At 60.3% G+C, this 21,688-nt stretch carries 22 protein-coding genes and 1 pseudogene; 11 read left to right on the top strand and 12 right to left on the bottom strand.

Going from position 1 to position 21,688, the window contains the following annotated elements:
- The first annotated feature begins 17 nt into the window (after nt 1-17).
- The 3 genes from AOA61_RS27110 (at nt 18) to AOA61_RS27100 (ending at nt 2,374) form a co-directional block, all read left to right on the top strand.
- Nucleotides 18-956, top strand: a complete 939-nt coding sequence (locus AOA61_RS27110) for a hypothetical protein (RefSeq protein WP_099603112.1) — start codon at nt 18-20, stop codon at nt 954-956.
- A gap of 81 nt (nt 957-1,037) precedes the next feature.
- Nucleotides 1,038-1,733, top strand: coding sequence for a DUF1963 domain-containing protein (locus tag AOA61_RS27105; RefSeq protein ID WP_095185544.1), 696 nt, complete (start codon nt 1,038-1,040; stop codon nt 1,731-1,733).
- Nucleotides 1,734-1,750: 17 nt separating this feature from the next.
- Nucleotides 1,751-2,374 carry an SMI1/KNR4 family protein gene (locus tag AOA61_RS27100; protein ID WP_099603111.1) on the top strand — a complete coding sequence of 208 codons (624 nt, stop codon included), beginning with the start codon at nt 1,751-1,753 and terminating at the stop codon, nt 2,372-2,374.
- Between the two features lie 8 nt (nt 2,375-2,382).
- On the opposite strand, the gene AOA61_RS27095 is transcribed toward AOA61_RS27100, so the two are convergent.
- From AOA61_RS27095 to AOA61_RS27080, 3 genes are all read right to left on the bottom strand, one after another.
- Nucleotides 2,383-2,943, bottom strand: a complete 561-nt coding sequence (locus tag AOA61_RS27095; RefSeq protein ID WP_099603110.1) for a hypothetical protein — start codon at nt 2,941-2,943, stop codon at nt 2,383-2,385.
- A gap of 898 nt (nt 2,944-3,841) precedes the next feature.
- Nucleotides 3,842-4,570 (bottom strand): hypothetical protein, encoded by a 729-nt coding sequence (locus AOA61_RS27085; protein WP_099603109.1) that lies wholly within the window; start codon nt 4,568-4,570, stop codon nt 3,842-3,844.
- A 74-nt stretch (nt 4,571-4,644) separates the two neighbouring features.
- Nucleotides 4,645-5,502, bottom strand: coding sequence for a LysR family transcriptional regulator (locus tag AOA61_RS27080; RefSeq protein WP_099603108.1), 858 nt, complete (start codon nt 5,500-5,502; stop codon nt 4,645-4,647).
- A 112-nt stretch (nt 5,503-5,614) separates the two neighbouring features.
- On the opposite strand from AOA61_RS27080, the gene AOA61_RS27075 reads away from it, so the two are divergent.
- Both AOA61_RS27075 and AOA61_RS27070 read left to right on the top strand, forming a co-directional pair.
- Entirely contained in the window at nt 5,615-6,223 is a 609-nt protein-coding gene (locus AOA61_RS27075; protein ID WP_032885869.1) for a LysE family translocator, read from the top strand.
- A 91-nt stretch (nt 6,224-6,314) separates the two neighbouring features.
- A complete protein-coding gene (locus tag AOA61_RS27070) occupies nt 6,315-6,680 on the top strand; it encodes a cupin domain-containing protein (RefSeq protein WP_032885870.1) in 366 nt (121 codons plus the stop codon).
- On the opposite strand, the gene AOA61_RS27065 is transcribed toward AOA61_RS27070, so the two are convergent.
- Nucleotides 6,668-6,976 (bottom strand): hypothetical protein, encoded by a 309-nt coding sequence (locus AOA61_RS27065; protein WP_099603107.1) that lies wholly within the window; start codon nt 6,974-6,976, stop codon nt 6,668-6,670. The two genes, AOA61_RS27070 and AOA61_RS27065, sit on opposite strands and share 13 nt — an antisense overlap.
- 6 nt (nt 6,977-6,982) lie before the next feature.
- On the bottom strand, nt 6,983-7,342 hold the full coding sequence (locus AOA61_RS27060) for a hypothetical protein (RefSeq protein ID WP_143521261.1): 360 nt from the start codon (nt 7,340-7,342) through the stop codon (nt 6,983-6,985).
- Nucleotides 7,343-7,452: 110 nt separating this feature from the next.
- Between AOA61_RS27060 and AOA61_RS27055 the strand changes: the two genes are divergently transcribed.
- From AOA61_RS27055 to AOA61_RS27045, 3 genes are all read left to right on the top strand, one after another.
- On the top strand, nt 7,453-7,806 hold the full coding sequence (locus AOA61_RS27055; RefSeq protein WP_099603105.1) for a hypothetical protein: 354 nt from the start codon (nt 7,453-7,455) through the stop codon (nt 7,804-7,806).
- A 61-nt stretch (nt 7,807-7,867) separates the two neighbouring features.
- A complete protein-coding gene (locus AOA61_RS27050) occupies nt 7,868-9,112 on the top strand; it encodes a hypothetical protein (protein WP_099603104.1) in 1,245 nt (414 codons plus the stop codon).
- A gap of 89 nt (nt 9,113-9,201) precedes the next feature.
- The gene (locus AOA61_RS27045; RefSeq protein WP_099603103.1) at nt 9,202-9,828 is read left to right on the top strand and encodes a glutathione S-transferase family protein; all 627 of its coding nucleotides are present in this window, start codon (nt 9,202-9,204) and stop codon (nt 9,826-9,828) included.
- 27 nt (nt 9,829-9,855) lie between these two features.
- Here AOA61_RS27045 and AOA61_RS27040 read toward each other — a convergent pair whose 3' ends face one another.
- Together AOA61_RS27040 and AOA61_RS27035 are read right to left on the bottom strand one after the other, a co-directional pair.
- A complete protein-coding gene (locus AOA61_RS27040) occupies nt 9,856-11,592 on the bottom strand; it encodes an OPT family oligopeptide transporter (protein ID WP_099603102.1) in 1,737 nt (578 codons plus the stop codon).
- A gap of 750 nt (nt 11,593-12,342) precedes the next feature.
- Entirely contained in the window at nt 12,343-12,801 is a 459-nt protein-coding gene (locus tag AOA61_RS27035; protein ID WP_032885881.1) for a transposase, read from the bottom strand.
- Between the two features lie 214 nt (nt 12,802-13,015).
- On the opposite strand from AOA61_RS27035, the gene AOA61_RS27030 reads away from it, so the two are divergent.
- On the top strand, nt 13,016-14,137 hold the full coding sequence (locus AOA61_RS27030) for a lactonase family protein (RefSeq protein ID WP_095185534.1): 1,122 nt from the start codon (nt 13,016-13,018) through the stop codon (nt 14,135-14,137).
- A gap of 3 nt (nt 14,138-14,140) precedes the next feature.
- Here the strand turns inward: AOA61_RS27030 and AOA61_RS27025 are convergent, their stop codons facing one another.
- From AOA61_RS27025 to AOA61_RS27010, 4 genes are all read right to left on the bottom strand, one after another.
- Nucleotides 14,141-16,198 carry a methyl-accepting chemotaxis protein gene (locus tag AOA61_RS27025; protein ID WP_032885884.1) on the bottom strand — a complete coding sequence of 686 codons (2,058 nt, stop codon included), beginning with the start codon at nt 16,196-16,198 and terminating at the stop codon, nt 14,141-14,143.
- Nucleotides 16,199-16,533: 335 nt separating this feature from the next.
- Nucleotides 16,534-16,824 carry a DUF3144 domain-containing protein gene (locus AOA61_RS27020; RefSeq protein ID WP_032885886.1) on the bottom strand — a complete coding sequence of 97 codons (291 nt, stop codon included), beginning with the start codon at nt 16,822-16,824 and terminating at the stop codon, nt 16,534-16,536.
- Nucleotides 16,825-16,863: 39 nt separating this feature from the next.
- Nucleotides 16,864-17,556 carry a tRNA (adenine(22)-N(1))-methyltransferase TrmK gene (locus AOA61_RS27015; RefSeq protein WP_099603101.1) on the bottom strand — a complete coding sequence of 231 codons (693 nt, stop codon included), beginning with the start codon at nt 17,554-17,556 and terminating at the stop codon, nt 16,864-16,866.
- Between the two features lie 13 nt (nt 17,557-17,569).
- Nucleotides 17,570-18,280 (bottom strand): FadR/GntR family transcriptional regulator, encoded by a 711-nt coding sequence (locus tag AOA61_RS27010; RefSeq protein WP_032885889.1) that lies wholly within the window; start codon nt 18,278-18,280, stop codon nt 17,570-17,572.
- Between the two features lie 339 nt (nt 18,281-18,619).
- On the opposite strand from AOA61_RS27010, the gene AOA61_RS27005 reads away from it, so the two are divergent.
- Nucleotides 18,620-19,981: an MFS transporter gene (locus tag AOA61_RS27005; protein WP_099603100.1), complete on the top strand. Its 1,362-nt coding sequence runs from the start codon at nt 18,620-18,622 to the stop codon at nt 19,979-19,981.
- Between the two features lie 19 nt (nt 19,982-20,000).
- Complete coding sequence (gene gudD, locus AOA61_RS27000; RefSeq protein WP_099603099.1) at nt 20,001-21,326, top strand: glucarate dehydratase; 1,326 nt, start codon at nt 20,001-20,003, stop codon at nt 21,324-21,326.
- A 173-nt stretch (nt 21,327-21,499) separates the two neighbouring features.
- Here the strand turns inward: gudD and AOA61_RS32430 are convergent.
- Nucleotides 21,500-21,685 (bottom strand): annotated as a pseudogene (locus AOA61_RS32430) (putative addiction module antidote protein); the annotation flags it as partial.
- Nucleotides 21,686-21,688: the final 3 nt, after the last annotated feature.

Below are 21,688 nucleotides of genomic sequence, written 5' to 3'. Positions count from 1 at the left end.
CGCATCAGGAGATTTGCATATTGATTGGGCATCGCTTCGAGCGCACCGCGCAGGGTGACTTGCACATCCACTCGCGCAACGGGGTGCAAAGCGCATGGGTACTGCTGACAGGCGCAATGGCGTTCACCCTGCCACTGGCCTTCGTCGTGTTTTGGTTCACCGATAGCAGCTCGCAGTGGGCGGACATGGACCCGCTGACCTCGCTGCTGATCGTGCTCGGCCTGCTGCTCATTCCTGCCCTTGGCCTGCTGCTGATGGTGTACACCGGCATCCGCGAGAGCTTGTTGTTGTCGCGGGCTAACGGTGAAGGCAAGCGCCGCACTCGAAACTTTTTCGGTGGCCGCGAGCGTGTGCAGTCAACCTTCAGCATCGATAAAGTCCACCACCTCGAACTGCGCCGCCGTCCACAGGCAGAGCCGGCCAACACCCAGTTGTGGCTGGTGATGCGCGACGGCACCGAGCAGCGCTTGACCACCGACAACGTGCCCGTGATACCGGGGAGCACACGCACCGATATGTGGCTGCGAGAACTGGCTGACTATCTGAACGTGGCCGTGCCCACTGAGGTGCACGTTGGGTCGGCGGCCGCGGCGCCCTACAGGCCTGCGCCATCACCGGCGAAGGTGGCCCGGCGGCGCAAATCCGAGGGGCCGGCACCCGTGGCTGAGTCCACCGACAAACTCGGCAGGCCCGCACGCGCCCTGCTCTCCCTGCTGGGTGTTTTCCTGGCGGCGCTGGAGCTGACGCATGTGATCGCGTTGGTGCGCGCGCTGTTTACCGGGCGGCTGCGGGTCAGTGGCATTCGATCGGGTTCGACGAGCTTTTATTGGGCCGAGCAACCGCTGGTGTTTTCATTCAATGTGCTGGTGGGTGTCGCCGAGGTGCTGATTATCGGCGTGATCGCCTGGGGGTGTTTGCGTACGGCGATTCTGGGGCGGCTGAAATCCAACTCGTGAAGGAGGCCAGTTGGGCACCGCGCCCGCGCACTGCTAATCTGCGGCCTTTGTGCCTGTAGCAAAAGGAAGGTTTACAGCGACATGGACATTCAACAAATCAAGCAACGCCTGGCCCGCCCCGCCGTGAAGTTCATGGCCGGCGGCTTTCGCCCTCTCGGCACCGATGAAGAAAGCTGGCTGGGGAATGTCTTCCTGTTCCGCCCGGATGAAGGCGTACCCACCAATCAGGCCGGACAACCCTTGCTGCCCTACGCGCAGTTTTACCTGCCCGCCCTGCCCTTCAACAGCCCGCTGCTGGCGGGCGTTCGTGTGCTGACGGTGTTTATCTCGGACCCGTTTCCTGAAGACTTTGAGCCGATGGGAAATAACTGGGTGATCCGCGAATATGGTGCCGATGACGTATTGGTGCGCAAGGCGCTGCCGGTACCGGGCACATTTCTCAAACCTTTCCCGTTGAAGGCAGAAGCGGTGCCGGAGGACTTCCCACTGTGGGATGGCGGCGGTGTCCCCGCGGACCTTGAGCAAGCCATTCTCACACTGGAGCGCGCGGGCGAGATACAGAGCTATTACGACTTGATCACCCATACTTACGAACACAAGATCGGCGGTTACCCCTCGTTCTGCCAGTCGGGGGTGGATCCGGGTGAAGGTTTCGAGTTTGTGTTCCAGATTTCGTCGGACCCGAAGATCAACCTCAACGTGATCGACAGTGGCAGCCTGATGTTCTGGAAGCACAACCAAACCGGGGAATGGGCGCTCTATTATGATTTTTACTAAGGTGCTGGGAGGCCCGAATGACTGACTACCGTGGATTGATCTTCGACGACACCCGAGAAAGCGCATCCGACCACGCCCTCGCGCAATTGGAAGCCACCCTCGGCGCCCGCCTGCCGGACGATTACCGGCAGTTTCTCAAGACCTGCAACGGCGCCACCGTGGAATACGACGTGTTGGCGACCATGAGCAATGGCGATAAAGAGCTGCTGAGTTTCTTGCTGTATGGCCTTGACCCCAGCGAGCAGTATGAATCCAACCCCTTTGAACTGGAGCAACTGCGCAAGCAACCTGGCTTCCCCGCGACAGGGTTATTGCCGATCGGCCGCGATGGCGGCGCCAGCGTGTTGCTACTTGACCTGCACGAGGGGCGCCAGGATGTGGGGGCGATGGTCGCAGGTTTACCCGCCTGGACGGGGCGTCGCCAGCAAGGCGATGAGTACGTGGTGCTGGCGGACTCGTTCAATGCCTACCTGGACTTGCTGCACGTGTCGCAGGAACGGATCGCGGAGCACATCAATCACTTCGTCATCAGCGACGAGACCATTGACGCGACGCTGGCGTGGCTGGATCAAAGCAGTCCCGGTTGGCGGGAGCGCTATCGGGACCTGTGGAATGCGCGGGTGGTGGACAGGCCGATTTGAAGCCGGTGTCAGGGCGTCGCGCATTGTGCTGGCTGGAGGAAGTCCTTCAGCGCTGCCTGATACAGCGTGAGTGGCTGGTCCCGGGTATCGAGCATGGCAAATGGAATCGCGGTGATATGTGAAAACGTCTGGGCACTGATTGAATAGGTTTTCTGCCTGCACACGCCGTGATTGCCATTGAGCATGAACTGAAACGTGAACAGTTTAGGCCGGGTACACCAGCTGGGAATCAAGCCAAGACTCAAGCCCGTCAGGTACTCCTGCGTACACGCGCCGCCCGATGAAAACTCCGAGATTTTTATGGCTAATACAGGGCGCGACGACGCGAGCGGTGCTGAGCTGATGTCTTGCGCCGCTGGGATTATTTCTTGTGTGGCCTGGTAGGCGCGCTTGCCGAAGCGGCTGTCTTTCCAGGGCGCGTCAACTTCATAAGTGAAGCTTGGGATGCTTTCGGTTTTGGCGGCGTCAACGCGGTCGTTGATGATTGGCTTGGACGCGTAGGTGGTGCATCCGACGCCGGATATCGCCATGGTGAGAAGCATCAGACTGTTAACGAGTGCGCCACGCATCTTGGGTTTTCCCTGGCTATGAATTGGGCCGACTTCATCCAAGTCGGTCAGGAGGGTGAGCGGGCTCTCCTGTGATGTGCAGGCTTCCTGTGGTGAGCGGGCTTCTTGTGGTGAGCGGGCTTGCCCCGCGCTGGGCTGCGAAGCAGCCCCAATAAGGCCACCCCAATTTCTCAGAAAAACCGCAGTGCCTGGTTTTAGGGCTGCTTCGCAGCCCAGCGCGGGGCAAGCCCGCTCACCACAGAAAGCATACTCAACACAAAAAAACCCAAGCGACTCACGGTAAGCAGACTTTCTGTGGTGAGCAGACTTTCCTGTGGTGAACAGGCTTTCTGTGATGAGCAGGCTTCTTGTGGTGAGCGGGCTTGCCCCGCGCTGGGCTGCGAAGCGGCCCCAATAAGGTCACCCCAACTTCTCAGAAAAACCGCAGTGCCTGGTTTTAGGGCTGCTTCGCAGCCCAGCGCGGGGCAAGCCCGCTCACCACAGAAAGCCTACTCAACACACAAAGTTCGCTCACTACAAAAGCCTACTCAGCACAAAAAAACCAAGCGACTCACGGTAAGCCGACTCTCTGTGGTGAGCAGACTTTCCTGTGGTGAACAGGCTTTCTGCGATGAGCGGGCTTCTTGTGGTGAGCGGGCTTGCCCCGCGCTGGGCTGCGAAGCGGCCCCAATAAGGTCACCCCAACTTCTCAGAAAAACCGCAGTGCCTGGTTTTAGGGCTGCTTCGCAGCCCAGCGCGGGGCAAGCCCGCTCACCACAGAGAGCCTACTCAACACACGAAGTTCGCTCACCACAGAAAGCCTATACTCAACACACAAAGTTCGATCACCACAGAAAGCCCGTTTACCATGAGAGATCAGCGCACCAAAAAAGCCCCTCACCAAAAAAACCCCAGCGACTCACGCCTGCGCACTGAACCGCTGCGCCGCACGCCGCTCATACATCGCCGCTTCCGTCTGCTGAGTCGCCCGCTCACCCTTATAGGCCAACTGCGTCAAAAACTTCGCATCCCTGAACTCTGCAGGGACCATGCTATGCGTGTCTTTGAACAGCGGCGCCAAATCAAGGGAGCTGGCGAAGTTTTCCTGGGTCAGGCTGTAGTAACCCATGATGCTGCCGGACCAGGGCGAGCTGGCGTCTGTCATGTCGATGGCAGCATCTCGGTAGGCGACGGCTGCGGTTTTGAGACCCAGGGATTTGTTGAGCAGATCCGTGAGCCGCTGGGTGTCCGAGCTGTTGAGCTGGCCGGCGGTATTGAGCACTTTCAGACTGCCGTCAGCGTCGACGGTGAAGCCGTATTTTTTGCTGGCAAGGTCGGGAGCTGTAGTCGACAGAGTTGACTGGAAGGCCTGGAAAGAGGCTTTCAACGTGTTGTGCGCACCTTTGAAGATTTCGGCGAACCGAGGGTACTCCGGCGATTCAGAGCGACCCACCCAGACGTCGACGACCTCCAGTGGTTTCGACGTGGTACTGGTGTCTTCACTGGGATGGTAGATGGCGGCTGGCGCGGCGTTTGCCAGGGCTTCCTTGGCGACATCCGTCAGCGGCTGGGGCGTAAGCGTCTGGTTGGAAGGCGCAAGGGTGACATTGGCCGGCGAGGGATAGGCGGAGCTGACGGAGAGAGCCATTTAATCGGTCCATGATTGGCGGGTTCCTCAAGGTTATCGACGGTGCTGGAGCAACCTTTAGCTCAATGACCCGCCTAGCCTCTCAGCGCACTGATGATGAACGCGTGAACACCATTGACGGCTTTGGACCCGCGAGAAGCTCGGCTGCGCAAGATCGAAACCTCCATCGGCGCAATGTTCCCCAACCCCTGCTCACTGCCCAAGACCTGCAGCGATGCCGGCACGCTGCACTGAGTGATCGCGGCAATTGCCAGTCCACCTTCGACGGCGGCCACTTGGCCAGCGAGGCTTGAGCTGTTGTAGACCACTTTGAATTGGCGGCCCTGGCGAGTCAGTGAGTCGACCGCATAACGCCGAGCCAGGCTTTCACTTTCGTAAACAGCGATAGGCGCCGGCTCTCGACGCCACAGTTCGAACTGCGGTGAGCCCACCCACACCATGGGTTCCTTAAACAGAAACGTGCCGCTTTGCGGCGAGTCCCTGGACACCAGTGCAAGGTCAAGATCGCCGCTTCGCACACGCGGGATCAAGGTGGTCGACTGTTCACAGGTCAGCTCTATGTCTACGCCTGCGTAGCGCGGTGCAAAGCGCTTGAGCAGCGGCGTGAGGTACTTGGCCGCGTAGTCCTCGGCGACGCCCAGGCGGATGCGACCGGTCAATGCTTCCCCATGAAAAGCAGTCTGGGTTTCAGCATGCAGGGCGAGCAGGCGGCGGGCATAGCCCAGCAGCGTCTGGCCATCAGCGGTCAGTTGCAGTTGGCGCGGACCACGGTTCAGCAGTTGCCGTCCAAGCGCGGCTTCAAGCTTTTTCATCTGCATGCTGACGGCGGACTGGGATCGGTTCACCTCGTGCGCTGCGCCCGACAGCGAACCAGCATCCACCACCGCCACGAAGCACTTGAGCCAATCAATCTGCAGATCGCTGGCGAGCATGGGGCTACCTCTATGCGTTAATCGAATGACTGCGATGTGAATTATGCGCTTTTCAGGATAACCGCCCAGCCCTAACGATGATTCGCCTGAATCACCACTGCGGGATTTGAACATGCCATTCGAGACCTGGTTGCTCTATGTGTTTACCTGCTGCGGTATCGCGGTCGTGCCGGGGCCCAATGCGTTATTGGTGCTGACCCATGGTGCCATTCACGGGCGCCGCAAAACGCTGTTCACCATCACCGGCGGAGTGCTCGGTTTTGCGGTGGTGCTTTCGTTTTGCGCGCTGGGCCTGGGCGCACTGATTCAGGCGTCGTCCGCGTGGTTCAACGCGCTGAAGGTGGCCGGGGGTCTGTACCTGATCTGGCTGGGCTTCGGACTGTGGCGGGCTGCGCCGATGACGCTTGAGACTGCCGATACGGCTGGCTTCAGCGGTTGGTCACTGTTGCGCCAAGGCCTGGTATCGGCCCTTTCAAATCCCAAGGCGTTGCTGCTGTTTACCGCGTTTATCCCACCGTTCCTGGATCCGCACAGGAGCCTGATCGCCCAGACGGCTGCCATCGCACTGACCTACGCCGGGGTGGAGTTTGTGGTTGAGTATCTGGTCGCCAGCGCGGCGCACCGGGTCAGGCCTTGGTTGGCGAGGACCGGGCGCCGGTTCAATAAAGTCTGTGGTGGTTTTTTTGTGCTGTTTGGCTTGGCGCTCCCCATTCGTGCCTGACAGCTTGATGGTTGCCCTTGCAGGATCGTACAAGCCCACTGACCCGCAACGTGAGTAGCCTTGGATCTCTCACCCCACCCGAGGATCCACCATGGCCCAGCACCCGGTAAATCTCACCCAAAAAGCCTCGCTCATCGATCAACTGTGGAGCCCGCGAGTGGTCGCGCAAATGAACGACTACCAGTTCAAGGTCGTGCGGATCGAAGGCGAATTCATCTGGCACTCGCATCCGGAAACCGATGAGGCCTTTCTGGTGCTTGAAGGCACTTTGCGTATCGACCTCCCGGATGGCCCGGTGTATGTGGCTCCGGGCGAGCTGTACGTGGTGCCGCGTGGCGTCGAACACAGGACGGCCGCCGACGGCGAAGCCAAGCTGATGATGATCGAACCACGCGGCATCCTGAACACCGGGCATGAAGGGGGTGAGCGCACTGCCGAGAATGATCAGTGGATCTGAAACGTCGTAGCCCCCAGCAACCCCAGCAACTCATTCACCAAATCAACCGCCTCCTGCTGATAGCCTTCACGCCAGCGCGCCGACCAATCATTCGGTCGGCCGTCTTCTTCCCACTCAGATAGCGCCAGGCCGTTGACGATTTCCAGCTCAAACCACTGGCGTTGCCAAGCGTCAGCGTCGGTGACCAGGGTGATGTCCTGCCACAGAAATTCGGTATGGGCGACAAAACGACTCCAGCGGAACAGGTCCTCGGTGGCCTGCTCTGCGAGTAGGATCAGTTGGGTTTTTTGGTCCATTGCGGGTTATTTGTCCTTGATCTCTTCCAGCCGTCCGCCGCAGGCGATGAACTTGTCGGTATAGCCTTCACGACAGGTGTTGCTCTGCACGGACACCACGCCGCTCGGCTTCAAACCGGAACACGGATCGGGGTTCGAGGCGCTCGACGAAAATTGATGAGTGCACGTTTGGTAGCTGTTTCTTTGCGCCTCATCCAACACGCGCTGGCCCTCGGCGCTGTCTTTGGCGCGCTGTTCGCAGGCGTTGACGTTGGCATCCAGCTCGGCCACGCACTGCTGGCCCTGTGGGGTTTCAGGGTGGATGTAGCGGTACTGCGTGCAAGCGCCGAGGAGGAGAAAGGCAAGTGCGGCAAAAGCTTTGGTCACGGATTCCATATCCTTCAGACGTGAATGTCGCGAGGTTGGACGTGGAAAAGGGCCCTAGGTTCTGCCATTGTCGCGCCGTTGTTTGTTTTTCCTGCGCCCCCGGAGCCCTTATGCCACCGACCAAACGCGACAGCGCCCGCATTGAGCGCCGACTCGTCGCCACCCTGACCGACGCCTGCGAAACCGCCAAAGCCGAAATCCGTGGCTTCGAATGGTTGACCCACACTGTCGATTACACAGCCTTTCCTCAAAGCCTGCGGGTGATCTGGGTGTTCGATACGCACGCCAACAAGGACCAGGCCCTTGCGACCGGTGTCGACCAGCGCATGCGTGAATTGACCGCTGCGGCGCTGGATGACGCCGAGGTAGCGCCCTTACAGGTTGACCGCTGTGTGCGTTTTGACTCTGAAGAGGAATGCCAGCGCCAGCACGGTGGCGATTGGCGTGTGCGCCTGCAACGCTAGTGGCTGCCTCGTAATCTCTGGATAATGCCCTCCTCCCGCCCCGATACGGAAATCCCGCTCAATGAAGTCGCCCGCCCTGCTTCTCGCTTCTGCCCTCTTGCTGCCCGCCATCGCCCACGCCGACGACGCCGCATTGACCGAGACGCTCAAGGCCTTCACGCGTTGCGACGCAACCTTCTTCAGCAGCCTGAACACGCACCACGCCGCGTGGCAGGCCTATGCGCCGCTCAAGCAGGACAAGGACTTCACATGGATCGCCGTTAAAAACCGTGCCGACCGCCAAGCCAATCAGGTGCCCGTCAGCGCGCCGCCCATCGCAGGCTTGAAGCTGTTGTCGTACGCCGACGAGGCCGCCGACCTTGATCAGTTGGGACGCTACTATTACTGGGGTTTTGTCGTGCAAGGCGGTGTGGACGAGGTGGCCCAGCACCTGGCACCGCTGCTGGACGTGCCCGCGCGGCTGCAAAAAATCGACGGGTCTTATATTCGCAGTGAACTCAAGGTCGGCGACCGCTGGCAGGCGATCAAACCGCAACCGGGCAAGGCACCGGGCACCCGCAACGTTGAGCGCGTGCTGATCGTCGAACCCGATGGCGAGCAAACACGCGTCAGTTGCTCGGTACAGGGCGGCGTCGATGCTGCGCTGCTGGCCTGGCTGCGGCCGGACATTGCGCCGGTTAACTACCCGCGTACCGTGGTAGAAACCAGCATCAACGATGTCGACGTACCTGCCAGCGTGCTCCAACGCCTCGATTCGCCGCTGTTGCAGCCGAAGTTCAAGAGGTTGAGCTACTCCTACCTGTCCAAGAAAGGCGACGGCAGCCAGGACAGCCCGACTTCGGTCACCTTCACCGCCGACGGCGGCTTGCTGAAGAAGAATGAGGTATACGGCAACGCCTTCAACGTCGATCGCCTGGTGCTCGCCGACTTGATCCAGTTGAAGTCGAAGATGAACGGCGTCGGCGATGGGCGAGTGCTGCAAACCCTCGCAGTCGAGTTGAAAGTGCCGAGCAGTTGGGCCCCTGGCCAGATCTTGCGCGCAGACATGCAGATGCTGAACGTCCCCGCCAAGCCCACCGACACCCCCACCGACACCTCATTGATCTGCAAGGTGGGTGAGCGCTTCCCGGCGCGCCAGGTGTTTGCCTCCTTGACCGGCGACGCCATCAAGCTTGAGTGCGACCAGGGCGACTACAAGACCTCGCGTGCGTTTATCGAGGACTTGGGCGTGGCCCTGACGCTGGAGTCGACGTCGAGCCAGTTCCACTACGTGAATCAATACACCGCTCTGGATGTCGTGCGCTGATCAGCCCAACGCCAGGACGCTGGGATCTGGGGCACTCTGCGCCAGCCCAGCGGTCTGTTGATGCACACCCCCTGCCCCGTGGAGTTCCCATGATCATTGTTCACCACCTCAACAACTCACGCTCGCAGCGCATCCTGTGGCTGCTGGAAGAGCTTGGCCTGCCCTACGAAATCAAGCGTTACCAGCGCGACCCAAAGACCAACCTCGCACCGCCTGAACTCAAGGCAATCAACGCCCTGGGCAAGTCCCCGGTGATTGAAGACGGTGCCAATGTGGTGATCGAATCCGGCGCCATCGTCGACTACCTGATCCGCCGCCATGGCGACGGCCGCCTGCAACCCGATCCCGCCTCGGCCGACTACGATAAATACGTGCAATGGCTGCATTTCGCCGAAGGTTCGGCCATGTTGCCGCTGATGCTTAACCTCTACGTGGGACGCCTGGGGGATGCCGGTGCACCGTTGCATCCACGCATCGAATCCGAGGTCGCCAACTATTTGGGCTATCTGAACGATGCACTGGGGCACGCGCCGTATCTGCTGGGTGATGAGCTGAGCGGTGCAGACATCCAGATGAGTTTCATCGGCGAAATCGCCAAGGCCCAGGGCAAGTTGCAGGCGTACCCGCACTTGTCAGCGTGGGTGCAGCGGTTCCAGGCGCGGCCGGCGTATCGCCAGGCGCTGGAACAGGGCGGCGAGTATGCATTTGCCCACTAAGTAAACCCGGGCACGGTGGGTGTGCGACTAGCCCACCATCTGCCACAACGATGCGCCCACCCCGGTAATGCTCTCCCCGGCAATCAACCCCGCCGCTGCGGTAATCGCAAAGCGCTCAGTGATACTTGGCCAACGGCAACTCACCAACCAGGTGAGCACCGCGCCCATCGCCATCATCAACGACACCGAAGCCGGCAGGACAAAAGCCAACCCCAACGCGGCGGCACTCGGCAAGTAACGGGAACGATGGGCCGGCAACAGGCTGTCGAGCACGCCCAACAACACGCCTGCACCGCCGCCAATGGCAATCGCCCAGCGGATGCTCGTCGACAATGAATCCAGCCCGTGGGTCAGGGTTTGCGCCACGGCTTTCCACGTCGCCACCGCGGGCGCCGGCCACTCTTCGGTAAGCAGCATGGACTGCGGATCCGGAATCAGCGCCAAGTACGCAAACACGCCAACGATGCTGCCGATGAAAATCCCCAGGACCTGCGCGATCACTTGTTTGTGCGGCGTAGCACCAATCGCTTTGCCCACCTTGAAATCGTTCATCAAGTCCGTACATTGCCCCGCCGAGCCGCCAGCGGTGTTGGCGCTCATCAGGTTGATCGGCACCTGGCCGGGAGCAACGATGCCAAAGCTCAGTTGGGACAATTGCCCGATGGCGCCAATCGGCGGAATACCGGTGGCACCCACCACGCGGGCGGCGACGGCCGCGAGGCAGATCGCCAGGGGAATGGTCAGCAATGCCATCCACAGATTGATGCCGAACAACAGCGCTTGCAGACTGACTACCAAGCCTATCGACAGGATAAAACCAGCGGCCGGCCCGGGCTTGGGCACACTCCAAATCTTGCCGCCGTCAGCTTTAGTGGAGGAGCGCAACGCCCACAAACGAATTGTCAGCGAGGCCAAGGTGGAACACACCATCAGGCTCACACCGGGCCACAGCAACCATTCCACCAATGCAGCGAATTGCGGGCCGCTGCTGTCTGCCGGCAACGTCACCAGGTTTTGTGCCAGCAACCACGGGCCCAGGCCACCCCACGCAATCAAGGCGCCGAGCAGCAGAGTCAGGCCGACGCGAATACCGATAATGCCGCCGAACCCCAGCAGCAACAGCGAAGGATCGGCGGTAAAGGTCAGACGCTCCAACGGGGCTGTCGGCGACCAGCGCGGAAAGGCCCACATGAAGGTGTCCACCCACTTCACCAATCCGGACAGCAACGCGGCGCTGAGCAGCACCTTCAAACGTGTCGCGGCTTCGCGTCCGTGGTTGTAGATGTGCAGCAGGGTTTCCAGGGTGGCCATGCCTTCGGGGAACTTCAGCGCCTTGTCATTGAGCAACGAGGGGCGCAGGTACCAGGCGATCCAAATGCCCAGGAAACTCACCGAGAACACCCAGGCGATCATCGGCAACGCGTCTAACTGGTTGCCGGTCAACAAGGTGTAGGCCGGGATCGGCGCCACCAAACCGCCAGAGATGATCGAAGCGGCGGCCGAGGCGACGGTCTGGTTGATATTGCTCTCATGCAAGGTCCACGGCAGTTGCTCGGTGGAACGCTTAGCCAGGCCTTGCCAGATCGCATAACCCACCAGCAGGGCGATGATCGACATGTTGAACGACCAGCCGATCTTCAAGCCGGCGTACACATTGGATGGTGTGAGCAAAATACCGAGCACGGTGCCGGTGACGACGGCACGCAGGCTGAGTTCGCGTTCGACGGGGGCGTACTGGGGAATGGCTGGCGAGGCTGACAGCATGCGGATTCCTTTCGGCAATGAAACAGGGCGACCTAACAAGTGAGCCCTGTGCGCCCTGAAGGTTCCTGAATCGGCAAGAAGGAACAGCAGCACAAAGCACGTCCGCTCTTGTGATGTGCGGGCTTTTTTTGGTCAGCCTGCGTGTAGGTGGCACATAAGCTTTTTGTGGTCAGCCTGCTGTAGGTAGCAAATAAGCTTTCTGTAGTGAGCGGGCTTGCCCCGCGCTGGGCTGCGAAGCGGCCCCATCAAGAACACCGCGTTTCGTCAGGTAGATCGCGCTGGCAGGTTTTGGGGCTGCTTCGCCGCCCAGCGCGGGGCAAGCCCGCTCACCACAAAAGCCACTGCTCACCATAAGAAGCCTGCTCACCAGAGAAGCCTGCCAAACACAGGAGTTCGCCTGTTCTTAGGTGGCAAGTGAGCTTTTTGTGATCAGCCTGCTTGTGGGTGGCAAGAAAGCTTTTTGTGGTGAGCGGGCTTGCCCCGCGCTGGGCTGCGAAGCGGCCCCATCAAGAACACCGCGTTTCGTCAGGTAGATCACGCTGGCAGGTTTTGGGGCTGCTTCGCAGCCCTGCGCGGGGCAAGCCCGCTCACCACAAAAGCCACTGCTCACCGTAAGAAGCCTGCTCACTACAAAAACCACTCAATAAGAAGCCTGCTCACTACAGAAACCGGCTCACCAGAGAAGCCTGCTCACCACAAAAACCTGCTCCCCAAGGAAGTCTGCCAAACACAGGAATTCTCCCCTCTTATTCATAGCCACGCCGCATCCCACAACGAATAATCCCCCACCCGCTCCACCAGGCCGGCTCGTAAAGGGTTGGCAATGATGTAACGCGCCATCTTGCGAAGATCATCGTCCGCACGCACTGCCCTATCGTGATAGCCGGGTTGCCAAACACGCTCTTTACTTTGACGACGCTGGTTAATGACCAGCGTACTGCGCGACTTAATACGTCGCACCACGTCTGCCAACGCCTTTTGCTTCAACTCAAACAACCAGTGAATGTGGTCAGGCATGACGACCCAGGCCAGTGAATCGACCAGTCCCAGTTCATGAGCCTGCCGGAATTCGGCAACCAGCAGGCGACCCAGGTAAAGGTCAGTGAATAAGCGCTGGCGCTGATGAACCACGGCGGTGATGAGGTAGCTGCGACCGTGTTCCGAGTAACGGCCGTGACGCAGACGGTGTGATTGAGGTGTGGGGCGCATCCGCTGCTCTACGTGAAATGCCTGAAGAGCCTTAACGCTAGCGCGCCGCAGGGGACGAGCAACTGTCGCTCGTTGACCACATGTAACCCTGTGGGTCAGGCATACCGGTGCGTCGCAAGAGACACAACCAAGTGAGCCCAAAAACCAACTATTGCGGAGACAGAAATACAGTCATACGATGACTGATCACAAACATAACAATAAAGGCTCACTCGTGAATAAACCCCTCCTCATGGCCGCCGCCATTGCCTGCGGACTCAGTGCACACGCCAACGCTGCGACCTTCGCGTACATTTCCAGCCCCGGCGATGGCCTGATTTCCCAGTACCGGCTGGACGAGAGCAACGGCGCGTTGAGCCTGGTTGACCAGGTAACAGCCGGTGATCAGGTCAACCCGATGGCCCTGAGCCCCGACGGTAAAACCTTGTATGCCGCGCTGCGGGTCAAGCCGTTTCAAGTGCAGAGCTTCAGTATTGATCCAGCCAGCGGGCGGTTGACGCCACGCTCCAAGGCCCCGCTGGCAGAAAGCATGGCCTACCTGGCCACCGACCGCGCCGGACGTTACCTGCTTGCGGCCTCTTACGGGGCCGACACCCTCAGTGTGCAGCCCGTCGATAAGCCCGAGCCGATCCTCACCTACAAGACCGGCCCTCACGCGCACTCCCTGCGCACCGACCCCAGCAATCGCTTTGCCTACGCCGGCAACTTGGGCAACGACCACGTGCTGCAATATCGCTTCGAGGCAAACACCGGCGCACTCACGCCGATCGGCACCGGCTACGTGAGCGTGCCGGCCAACACCGGGCCTCGGCACTTGGCGTTTTCAGCCAACGGTAAATACCTGTATGTGGTCGGCGAAATGAGCGGCACCGTCACTGCATTTTCCATTGACGACAGCACCGGCGCGCTGACGCAGATCGGCGTAGCCAATGGCATTCCAGCGCGTTTGAAACTGGCCCACGGCGAAGTGCGGGACGCGCGCAACAATGATTTGAAGGACGACCCGACGCCACGCATCTGGGCCGCCGACCTGCGTTTGTCCCCAGATGGCACCCTACTGCTGATGAGCGAGCGCACCAGCAGCTCGGTGTCGGCGTTTGCGGTGGATGCGGCTACGGGTGGCCTGACGTTTCTAGACAACTACCCGGTCGAAGAGAAACAACCGCGCAATATCGCCTTCTCTCCCAATGGCCAATGGTTGCTGGTGACCGGCGAGAAAAGCGACAAGGTCGGTACCTACGCGGTCAGCGGCGCAGGTGCGTTGAAGCGCGTGGGTGAGGCGGCTTCAGGCAAAGGTGCGCTGTGGATTGAAGTCCTGCGCACCGCAGCCAAATAGCACTCAGCTCAAACGAAACCGCGCGGTGTTGTCACTCAACGCCTGGCTGCCCTTGCTCAAGGTGTCCGCCGCCCGGTTGACCGCTCGCGCGCCATCCAGCAAACGTCCTGCCGCCTGATCGACTTGCTGGATGTTGCCGCTCACTTCGTCCGCCGTCGCCGCTTGCTCTTCCACCGCTGTGGCGATTTGCGCCAGGGTGTCGGTGACGTTCTGCACCGCGCCGGCAATCTCGCCCAAGCGCGTGCCCAGGCCGGTGACGGACTCGGCGTCGGTCAATGCTTGCTCGCACGCGGCGCCCATCAGCGTAACGGCCTGGCTCACGGTCGCGCGCAGGCTGTCGACGGTGCCGGCGATCTGCGCCGTGGAGGCCTGGGTGCGTTGGGACAGACTGCGCACTTCATCGGCCACCACCGCAAAGCCCCTGCCCTGCTCGCCGGCGCGAGCTGCTTCGATGGCCGCGTTGAGTGCGAGCAGGTTGGTCTGCTCGGCAATGCCGCGAATCGTGTCGACCACCGACTGAATCTGCTGCCCCTGCTGACTGACTTGCTGCAAAGCGTCAGCCGTATCGGTAAGGCGTTGGTTGAGTTGCTGGATGCTGGCCGTGGTGCGTTGGCTGTCGCGGCTGCTGTCTTCGGCGATGCGTCGTGTTTGCTGGGCACTGCCCGACGCTTGTTCACAGCTTCTGGCGACGCCCATGGACGTCGCGGCCAACTGCGTAGCGGCGGCGGCGATCTGGCTGATTTGATGCTGCTGGTCTTCGACTTCGCTGAGGGTGCTGCCCGATTGCGAATTGAGGGTGAGGACCGCCGAGCCGAGTTGCTGGGTTTCGTGGTTGACCCCCAGCAGGCTGGTGCGCAATTGCACCACCGCCACGTTCAGCGCGGTGCTGATCAGTGCCAGCTCGTCCCGCCCTTCCACCGCCACTTCGACGCACAGGTTACCGTCGCGCAAGGATTCGGCCAGGGTGGTGATGCCTCTTGCGCTGCGCTGTATGGAGGCTTGCAGGCACATGAACAGGTACAGCGCGGCCAGGGCCAGCACGCCGAAGGTCATCGCCAGAGGAATGAAGCGTTCGTTCGCGTTGCGGTGGTAGTAGCTCAAGCGCTCGTCCAGGGAGGTCAGCGACTGCACGCGCAGTGCGCTGAGCGAACCGAGCATGGCGTCGACACTGCGCTCGAAACCGGCGGTATCGAGCTTGATGGTGCCGCCGAACACGCCGTCGTCCAGCACTTTAAGCTCGTTATCCAATAGTTGCAGGCTGTTGTCGTACTGCGCAGTCCAGGGCTCCATGCCGTCGAATTGCTTGGCCTTGAGCGCAGCCGCCGCCTTGGCCAACTGGTCGCGGGCGTCGCCAATGCGGCTGCGCAGGTCGCGCATCTGCAAACGGCTTTGCAAGGTGAACTGCCCCGAAGCAATGGACGACTGCCCGACGCCCGCCATACGACCGATACGCTCGATCAGGTCTGGCGTCTGCTGTGTGCCCATCTGCATGAGCATGTAGGTTTCCAGCCAGGGGTCGAGGATCAGCCCGGCGTCCAGGGTGATCTGTTCGCGCAGGGTTTGCATCGCGCTCAGCGCAGAGGTGAAACGGTCGTAGCCATCCGGCCACCAACCCACGGTGCGCAGCGAAGCGGAGTCCATGCCTTTGACGGTGGCCTGCAACGCCTCGTAGCGCGCGAGGATGTCGGCGCTGGCGTTCTGCGCTTTGAGCTCATCGCCCAAGGCTTGCAGGCTTTGCTGGATCAGCGGGAAATTCGTATCGACCTTGTCCATCGCCGCCTTCGCCGCCGGCGTCGGCGCGTGCAGGATGTCCGCCGCTTTCCAACGCGCAGCCAGGTTGCGCTGAGCCGTCAATTGACCGTCCAGTGCATCCAGGGCCAACAGTTGGCGCACGCCGGACTGCTCGGTGGAAATCACGCCTAATTTATCGCGATAGTCCTGGCCGATCATCCAGAGGCTCCCAGCCAGGGGCAGCATGAACAGGAAAAACAACACTTGGAATTTGCGCGCAAACCCCATACGTCCGAGCAGGCGGATACCGGGTGATAACAAGCTGTGCATGTCCGACTACTCCCTCAAACAACCCACGTGGTGCACGGTGGGCCAAGCCGTGAAATGACTAACGGCAAAGTGCCATGTCATTGATTAGCTTGGCTCTAGCAAGATACGGGCCGCTGAACAACAGCCCTGAAACAGGGCGGGCGGCACGCTTTTGGAGCCGATGGAGTGCTCGAAAATGGGGCAAAAGCACTCAGTGTTGGCAAGACTGCTGTAACCGCCGGAGACGACTGGCCCAGGTGCAGTCCAGAACACCTTTATTCACAGGCATCCTATCGGCCGCAAACCAGCCAAACTTGAAGGGCGCCGCGCTTTATGTGAGAGGCAGTGAGCAATGACTATTTGGCCTGCATGTAGCGACTGAAGTTCTTGATGTGATCGTCCAGATTGTCCTCAAGCATCAACCGATACTGATCACAGAAATACTTGAGCATCGCCTCGCGCTCCTCGGCCATGTGCTCACCGGACTTGAAGTTGCGTGCGCACGCCCAGGCGTTGAACCGCGTCGTGCCGAACATCATTGAAGCGCTGACTTGGCCGAGGTCTTCGAAGGTTTTCAGCTGTTCGTTCGACAGTTCGATGTGCGCGTCGGCGCGATCGTAGAAGGCGTGGTCGGTAGCGTCTGCCATTGCGGGGTTCCTGATTTATCACGGTTGAATGGGTGTGTATCAAGCCAGCAGTGTGAGCATCCACCGGATCTGCTGGCTAATCTCTTGGAGCTTCGTTTCGGGCACCGCCTGCGCACGCTCAAAGGCAGCCAAGGTCTTCTGCCTCAGGCGTAACGCGCGCTGCCACTTGGCCAAAAACACCGGGCTACGGGCCTGCATCAGTAACGGGCCGAAGAACAGTTGTTCGGCGGTATACACCACAGGGTCTGCGCGCTCAGCGACGATGATTTCGTAGTAAAAGCGGTTTTCATGCAACAGCTCTTCGCTGACGATGCGATAGCCATTGCGCATTAACCAAAGGCGCAGCGGTTGCTCACCGCCATTGGGTTGGAGGATCAGCCGCTCAGCGCCGCTCAGGTGGGCTTTGCCGGCCTCAAGGATGTCGCGGATCGTCTCACCGCCCATGCCGCAGAGGCTGATGGCCGTGATGCCGTCACGCGCCTCGATGGCCGCCAAGCCATCGGCCAGGCGCACAGTAATCTGCTGCTCCAGGCCATTGTCACGCACGGTCCGTTCGGCCGCCTGGAACGGTGTGGTCGCGACCTCTCCCGCCAGCGCCGCGTCGATCACGCCGCGGCGCACTAACGCCACCGGCAGATAGGCATGGTCCGAGCCGATATCGGCCAGACGCGCGCCATTCGGCACATGCGCTGCCACGCGCTCCAGGCGCATGGACAAGGTGTGTTCGTTCAACCTGTGTTCCTTATCATTCCCCGGAAAATCGATCCCGGCTGTTAGTCAGATGCAACACCATGGCGGCGCGTGCGGCGTCCGGATCCTGGCGTTTGATCGCATTGAAAATGGCCTCATGCTCCAGGTTCGCCAATTGCCCGAGTTTGGCAAAGTCCGCCCCTCCACGTTCGTCCACCTTCACCTGAGTGCGCGGAATCATCGCATTACCCAGGTGCAACATGATTTCGGTGAAGAAGGTATTGCCGGTGGCTTCGGCGATCTGCTGGTGGAAGCGTTTGTCCTCTTCCACGCAGCTGTCGTTGTTGGCGAGAGAGGCCTGGTAGTCGTCCAGTGCTTCGCGCATGTGGGCCAGTTGAGCATCGGTGCGACGCAGTGCAGCCAGCGCCACCGCTTGCACCTCCAGGCCCAGGCGCAGTTCCAACATGTTGCGCACGCTGGCGACCGTGTCCACATGCAGGCGCAAGCCTTGTTGGGCGCTCTGCTCCAGCACAAAGGTGCCGATGCCGTGACGCGTCTCTACCAGCCCCGAAGCCTGCAACTTGGAGAGCGCCTCGCGCACCACCGTCCGGCTGACGCCATGCTCCAGCACGATGGTGGATTCCGACGGCAGCTTTTCGCCGGGTTTCAACTGGCCGAGCAGGATGCGCTGGGTCAGGGCGTCGACCACGCCTTGGGCCAGGTTGGTGGAGCGTTTACGCACGGGGGTTGGGGTTTCATTGGGCATTACTGCAAGTCCACGGGGTTGGGCTGGAGCGAGCTTAACACCCAGACAAAGGACGCCGCCGAGGTTGATTGAAAAACCATCCAGCTTGTATGACAACCAATCTGATAGCGGACTCGCTCGACGGTTACCGTCACCTTCAATACTGTGGCATTTCAACGCCTAAAACCCGGACAAAACCTCAATAAACATTGGCTAATAACAAAAAAATCATTCCAGCAACGACCTTATAAACACAAAAAAATTAATCACTGGATTGCGAATCCCAGAAACCAACTTGTATGATGTCTATCAACAAAACACGCAAACCCGCATAAAAATAATCAGGGGGAGTTTTGAATTGTGAACAATTCAAGCCATGCATCTGCCGCTCCACACAGTGATCCGGTCCTCGCACGCGCCGTGCGCAAAGTGAAGAGCCATGTGCTCCCACTGTTCGTGATCATGTTCATCCTCAACTATATCGACCGGGTCAATATCGGCTTTGTGCGCACGCACATGGAGCACGACTTGGGCATCGGCGCAGCGGCCTATGGGTTCGGTGCCGGGCTGTTCTTCATCGGTTATGCCCTGTTCGAAGTGCCCTCCAACATGCTGCTGCAAAAGGTCGGCGCGCGTATCTGGCTGACCCGCATCATGTTCACCTGGGGCATCGTCGCGACGATGATGGCCTTCATCCAAAACGAAACCCACTTCTACATCCTGCGCTTTCTGCTGGGCGTGGCCGAAGCCGGCTTCTTCCCAGGAGTGATCTACTACTTCACACGCTGGTTGCCGGGCGCAGAGCGCGGTAAAGCCATTGCGATTTTCCTCAGCGGCTCGGCGGTGGCCTCGTTGATCTCTGGCCCGCTGTCGGGTGTGCTATTGCAGATCGAAGGCTTTGGCTTCCACGGCTGGCAATGGATGTTCGCCATCGAAGGCCTGGCCTCGGTGGTGATCGGTTTCTTCGTGTGGTTCTGGCTGGACTCCAAGCCCCACGACGCCAAATGGATGACTCGCGAAGAACAGGACGCACTGGTCGGCGCCATCGACGAGGAACAACGCCAGCGTGAGGCACTGACCAGCGTCAAACCGACCCTTGGCAAGCTGCTCAAGGACCGCCAGATCCTGCTGTTCTGCGCCCTGTACTTCTGCATCCAACTGACCATTTACGCGGCGACATTCTGGCTGCCGAGCATCATCAAAAAGATGGGCGACTTGAGTGATGTGCAGGTGGGCTTCTTCAACTCGATTCCGTGGCTGATCTCGATCATCGCCATGTATGCCTTCGCATCGCTGTCGGGCAAGTTCAAGTTCCAACAGGCCTGGGTAGCGGCGGCGCTGTTGATTGCAGCGGCCGGCATGTTCATGTCCACCACCGGCGGGCCAGTGTTTGCCTTTGTGGCGATTTGCTTTGCGGCCATCGGGTTCAAGTCGGCGTCTTCGCTGTTCTGGCCGATCCCCCAGGGTTATCTGGATGTACGCATTGCCGCTGCCGTGATCGCGCTAATCAACTCCATCGGCAACCTGGGCGGCTTCGTTGCGCCGACCACTTTCGGCTTTCTGGAGCAGACCACCGGCTCGATCCAAGGCGGCCTCTACGGCCTGGCCGGTACCTCAGTGCTGGCGGCGATCCTGGTGTTTTTCGCCAAGACCGCGCCCTCTGCCCCATTGACGTCGCCAGACGTAGCGCCAACCGGCGCGGCCCTCAGCAAACCTCTTTGAGCCTCTTTAGGAATTTGCCATGAATACTCCAGTCGTCACCCACTTCCAGGTCATCCCCGTCGCCGGCCACGACAGCATGCTGCTCAACCTCAGCGGCGCCCACGGGCCGTTTTTTACCCGCAACATCGTGATTCTCAAGGACAGCTCGGGCAACACCGGCGTTGGTGAAGTGCCCGGTGGCGAACGCATCCGCGAAACCCTGGAAGACGCCCGCAGCATGGTGATCGGCCAACCCATCGGCCAATACCAACGCATCCTCAACCAAATGCGCAGCACGTTTGCCTCACGGGATTCGGCTGGTCGTGGCCTGCAAACCTTTGACCTGCGCATCACCATCCATGCCGTCACCGCGATGGAGGCCGCCCTGCTCGACCTGCTGGGGCAGTTCCTCGAAGTGCCGGTGGCCGCATTGCTCGGCGAGGGCCAGCAGCGCGACGCGGTGAAGATGCTCGGCTATCTGTTCTATGTGGGCGACCGCAACGCTACCGACCTGGCCTACCGCAACGAGGCGGACAGTGACGACGAGTGGTTCCGCCTGCGCCATGAAAAAGCCCTGACGGCCGAAGCCGTGGTGCGCCTGGCCGAAGCCGCCAAAGCCAAATACGGCTTTAACGACTTCAAACTCAAGGGCGGCGTTTTAAGCGGCGACGAAGAAATCGAAGCCGTCACCGCCCTCGCCGAACGCTTCCCCGATGCACGCATCACGCTGGACCCAAACGGCGCCTGGTCACTCAAAGAAGCCATCCGCCTATGCCGCGATCAACACCACGTGCTCGCCTACGCCGAAGACCCCTGCGGCGCCGAAAATGGTTACTCGGGCCGCGAAGTCATGGCTGAATTCCGTCGCGCCACGGGCCTGAAAACCGCCACCAACATGATCGCCACCGACTGGCGCGAAATGGGCCACGCGATCCAGTTGCAATCGGTGGACATCCCCCTGGCCGATCCACACTTCTGGACCATGCAGGGCTCGGTGCGCGTGGCGCAGATGTGCAACGACTGGGGCCTGACCTGGGGCTCGCACTCCAACAACCACTTCGACATTTCCCTGGCGATGTTCACCCAAGTGGCCGCCGCCGCACCGGGCGATATCACCGCCATCGACACCCACTGGATCTGGCAGGACGGCCAACGCCTGACCAAGGAGCCGCTGAAAATCGAAGGCGGTTATGTGAAGGTGCCGGCCAAGCCTGGCCTGGGCGTGGACATCGACATGGACGCCGTGGCCAAGGCCCACGAGGTGTACAAAGGCATGGGCCTTGGCGCGCGGGATGACAGCGTGGCGATGCAATTTTTGATTCCGGGGTGGAGTTTTAACAACAAGCAGCCTTGCCTGGTGCGCTGAAGAGTTGGGTTCAAAGGGAGGCCCGACCACCAAAACACAATCAATCCAATGTGGGAGGGGGCTTGCTCCCGATTGCGGTGTGTCAGCCAGAAATGTATCGACTTAAACTCCGCTATCGGGAGCAAGCCCCCTCCCACAGGGGGCCTCGGTGTTTTCAGGGTTGTGGTCGCTCGCTAAACCACGTGGCAGGGTTTACCGGCCGCAGCCCGCTTTGCTCTGGCGGTTTTCTTGCTTGCCACCGCCGCAATCGGCTGCACCGTCAGTTCCACGCCTAACGACAGCATTAGTTTCTGAATCGTCTCATAGCGCGTTTTAGAACCGCCTTTCAGCGTTTTATACAGGCTCTCGCGATTTCCCCCGCC

The sequence above is a fragment of the Pseudomonas sp. 2995-1 genome (genome assembly GCF_002742505.1).
Classification (GTDB): domain Bacteria; phylum Pseudomonadota; class Gammaproteobacteria; order Pseudomonadales; family Pseudomonadaceae; genus Aquipseudomonas; species Aquipseudomonas sivasensis.
This window is presented reverse-complemented; position numbering and strand designations above follow the sequence as displayed.

Bases quoted from the DNA above. Each gene is read 5' to 3' on its own strand.
- AOA61_RS27105 (WP_095185544.1), top strand. From the start codon at position 1,038: ATGGACATTCAACAAATCAAGCAACGCCTGGCCCGCCCCGCCGTGAAG.
- AOA61_RS27100 (WP_099603111.1), top strand. From the start codon at position 1,751: ATGACTGACTACCGTGGATTGATCTTCGACGACACCCGAGAAAGCGCA.
- AOA61_RS27095 (WP_099603110.1), bottom strand. From the start codon at position 2,943: ATGCGTGGCGCACTCGTTAACAGTCTGATGCTTCTCACCATGGCGATA.
- AOA61_RS27085 (WP_099603109.1), bottom strand. From the start codon at position 4,570: ATGGCTCTCTCCGTCAGCTCCGCCTATCCCTCGCCGGCCAATGTCACC.
- AOA61_RS27080 (WP_099603108.1), bottom strand. From the start codon at position 5,502: ATGCTCGCCAGCGATCTGCAGATTGATTGGCTCAAGTGCTTCGTGGCG.
- AOA61_RS27075 (WP_032885869.1), top strand. From the start codon at position 5,615: ATGCCATTCGAGACCTGGTTGCTCTATGTGTTTACCTGCTGCGGTATC.
- AOA61_RS27070 (WP_032885870.1), top strand. From the start codon at position 6,315: ATGGCCCAGCACCCGGTAAATCTCACCCAAAAAGCCTCGCTCATCGAT.
- AOA61_RS27065 (WP_099603107.1), bottom strand. From the start codon at position 6,976: ATGGACCAAAAAACCCAACTGATCCTACTCGCAGAGCAGGCCACCGAG.
- AOA61_RS27055 (WP_099603105.1), top strand. From the start codon at position 7,453: ATGCCACCGACCAAACGCGACAGCGCCCGCATTGAGCGCCGACTCGTC.
- AOA61_RS27050 (WP_099603104.1), top strand. From the start codon at position 7,868: ATGAAGTCGCCCGCCCTGCTTCTCGCTTCTGCCCTCTTGCTGCCCGCC.
- AOA61_RS27045 (WP_099603103.1), top strand. From the start codon at position 9,202: ATGATCATTGTTCACCACCTCAACAACTCACGCTCGCAGCGCATCCTG.
- AOA61_RS27040 (WP_099603102.1), bottom strand. From the start codon at position 11,592: ATGCTGTCAGCCTCGCCAGCCATTCCCCAGTACGCCCCCGTCGAACGC.
- AOA61_RS27035 (WP_032885881.1), bottom strand. From the start codon at position 12,801: ATGCGCCCCACACCTCAATCACACCGTCTGCGTCACGGCCGTTACTCG.
- AOA61_RS27025 (WP_032885884.1), bottom strand. From the start codon at position 16,198: ATGCACAGCTTGTTATCACCCGGTATCCGCCTGCTCGGACGTATGGGG.
- AOA61_RS27020 (WP_032885886.1), bottom strand. From the start codon at position 16,824: ATGGCAGACGCTACCGACCACGCCTTCTACGATCGCGCCGACGCGCAC.
- AOA61_RS27010 (WP_032885889.1), bottom strand. From the start codon at position 18,280: ATGCCCAATGAAACCCCAACCCCCGTGCGTAAACGCTCCACCAACCTG.
- gudD (WP_099603099.1), top strand. From the start codon at position 20,001: ATGAATACTCCAGTCGTCACCCACTTCCAGGTCATCCCCGTCGCCGGC.